The sequence below is a fragment of the Bacteroidia bacterium genome (assembly GCA_019695265.1).
Classification (GTDB): Bacteria; Bacteroidota; Bacteroidia; order JAIBAJ01; family JAIBAJ01; genus JAIBAJ01.
Genome location: JAIBAJ010000208.1, coordinates 1 through 2,781, shown reverse-complemented (window position 1 = coordinate 2,781; position 2,781 = coordinate 1). Strand labels below are relative to the sequence as shown.

General features: G+C 39.5%; 3 protein-coding genes. All 3 read right to left on the bottom strand.

The annotated features are described in order from the left end of the window. On the bottom strand, positions 1-227 hold a 227-nt coding region (locus tag K1X82_15380; protein MBX7183493.1), incomplete at its 3' end, for an RNA methyltransferase. Continuing rightward, positions 211-2,181, bottom strand: a complete 1,971-nt coding sequence (locus tag K1X82_15375; GenBank protein ID MBX7183492.1) for an acetyl-CoA carboxylase biotin carboxylase subunit — start codon at positions 2,179-2,181, stop codon at positions 211-213. The genes K1X82_15380 and K1X82_15375, both read right to left, overlap by 17 nt. Before the next feature lie 81 nt (positions 2,182-2,262). Continuing rightward, a partial coding sequence (locus K1X82_15370; protein ID MBX7183491.1) for a gliding motility-associated C-terminal domain-containing protein occupies positions 2,263-2,781 on the bottom strand: 519 nt, incomplete at its 5' end.

Genomic DNA, 2,781 nt, shown 5'->3' with positions numbered 1-2,781 from the left:
AAAGAAATCTTCTTCAATTCTTCCTCTGAAATCAACGCTGCTGAAGGAAATTTTCCAGGATGTTTTTCTAAAAATGCCTGTGTAAGAAAAACTTGCTGAAACGACCAACCGGATTGGCTCAATTCCAACAACATTTTTTCGCCTTCAACTACGAAAAGTGATTCCTTTTGCCGGAATTTCTTTTCCTCCAGCGAACGAATCAAGGATATTTTAGCTTTGGATAACATCTTCCATACTGAGTAGTTCCTTCCCAGCCTCAACAAACTGTTTTTCTTCAACAAAAATTTCCTTTACAACACCGGCTTCCAGCGCTTCAATACTGCTTTCCATTTTCATTGAACTCAATATCAATAAACGTTGTCCGGCTTCAACCTTCTCTCCCGGTTGAACAAGAATTTTAACTATTTCACCCGGCATTGGACAGGTGTAACTTCCTTGTTGATCCGATTCAGTTTCAACAAAACGTGGTAAGAATTTACATACAAAACCGCCTACACCATTTAGCCAAACATGAATTTCATTATTGGATTCTTGGCGAACAAAAACACTGAAACTGCGATTCCCCAATTGAACAAATGTTTGATTTCCAGCTCCCTCCTGTGTACTCAAGGCTAACATTTCATCGTCTGACTTTACAGCGATACTCCCATCGGATTCATGGCGGTATTCCACCCGAATGCAATTTCCATTTACATCAACATCCTTCCATTGGTTTTGATAAAAAGAATTTCTCCAACCCCTTAAGCTGCCATCATACGACAAATCAAATTGGTTATCGAGCAATGCTTTAGTAGCGACATAAGAAGCCAATTTAGACCAATGATCAGATTTACTTAAAGTTAATTCGGATTGCTTGCGTTCAATCCATTTCGTATCTACCTTATTTTCTATAAAATCCTGATGAGTCAAAATAGATGACAACAAATCGGTATTCAACTTAATACCTGAAATTGGAAAGGTTCCAAGTTGGTACTTCATTTTCCGAATAGCGTCTTCCCTAGTTTCGCCCCAAACAACAAATTTGGCTAACATACTATCATAATAAATACTGATTTCTGAGCCGGATTCTATACCGGTTTCAAGCCTCAAGGCTGCATTTTCAGTTCCCCATAGTCCTATTTTACCTGTAGAAGGAAAGAAATTATTGGAGGGGTCTTCTGCACAGATTCGACATTCAATTGCCCAACCATACTGTGTAAGATCACCAATCCAATCCGTCAGACGTTGTCCGGCTGCCACCCGAATTTGTAATTCGACCAAATCGGTTTGAGTTACCTCTTCGGTAACCGGATGTTCAACTTGCAATCGGGTATTAACCTCCAGGAAATAAAAGGAGCCATCGGGAGCAAATAAAAACTCAACTGTTCCGGCGTTGTTATATCCTACGGAGGCTGCCAATGCTCTTGCAGATTCACAAATAGCCTCTCTTTGGCTTTGACTTAAAGAGGGAGAAGGGCTTTCTTCGATAATCTTTTGGTATCTTCTTTGAACAGAGCATTCGCGTTCAAACAAGTGAATATAATTTCCGTGGTTATCACCGAAAACCTGCACTTCGATATGCTTGGCGCTTTCAAAGTACTTCTCCAACAATAGTTTTCCATCACCAAAGGCAGATTCAGCTTCTCGTTTAGCTGATTCAAATGCATCTTTCAACTCATTTGGTTCACGAACAATGCGCATTCCCCTTCCTCCTCCACCTGCTGAGGCTTTCAACAAAACCGGAAAACCAATTTTTTGCGCATGTTCAGCAAAAACCTGTAATGATTGATCATCGCCTTCATAACCCGGAACTACCGGAACGCCAGCCTTAATAGCCTCCAACTTAGCCTGGATTTTGGGGCCTAACAATCGAATAACCTCCGATTTAGGTCCAACAAACTGAATACCGTTGGCTTCACACATTTCGGCGAAATCTGCTTTTTCACTTAAAAAGCCATAACCCGGATGAATAGCTTCCGCACCGGTAATTTTTGCCGCTTCAATAATCCTTTCCTTCACTAAATAACTATCGGACGGTTGGGAACCTCCCAGATAAATCGCTTCATCTGCCAATCTAACATGTAAAGCATTTCGATCCGAATCGGAATAAACAGCAACGGTATAAATACCTAATTTTTTACACGCCTTAATAATTCTACAGGCAATTTCACCCCGATTGGCTATTACTATTTTATTGAACATCTTCCTCGTTTATTGGTTTTCAAAATTCCAAAAAAAAAGCGTAGTTATCTAACTACGCTTTCTATTTTTTTCTAACGGTTATTAATAGAATACTTCAACAAATCCAGACTTTTCTAATCCTTTGATATTGACGAAGTAATAGTAAATACCCTGTGCTGCTTTGTTACCTGATTTAGTGAAACCATCCCAAGCCTGACCCGGACGTTGGCTTTCAAAAATTAATTGCCCCCACCTGTTAAACACCTTTAAGGTGAAACAATCGATAAACCAACCCAAATCCTTTGGAATTAACACATCGTTATTTCCATCGTTATTTGGACTTATTGCATTGGGCATTTCCAAAACATAGTTATCGCTAAAAACTACACTACTGCTATCAATTGAAAGCGTATCGTTACATCCATTGTTGGCAACTGCAATTAGAGTTATGATACCACCTGGTCCGTAAGGATAGAAATGTACCGGATTAAAATCAGTTTGAGTACTATCCCCATCTCCAAAATTCCAGATGTAACTATCAGCCTGTTGACTATTATTAAATACTCTAGCAGCAATTCCATCGCAGCTTGGCAAATAATCAACAGTGAAATTAGCTAAAGC

Bases quoted from the DNA above. Each gene is read 5' to 3' on its own strand.
- K1X82_15375 (MBX7183492.1), bottom strand. From the start codon at position 2,181: ATGTTCAATAAAATAGTAATAGCCAATCGGGGTGAAATTGCCTGTAGA.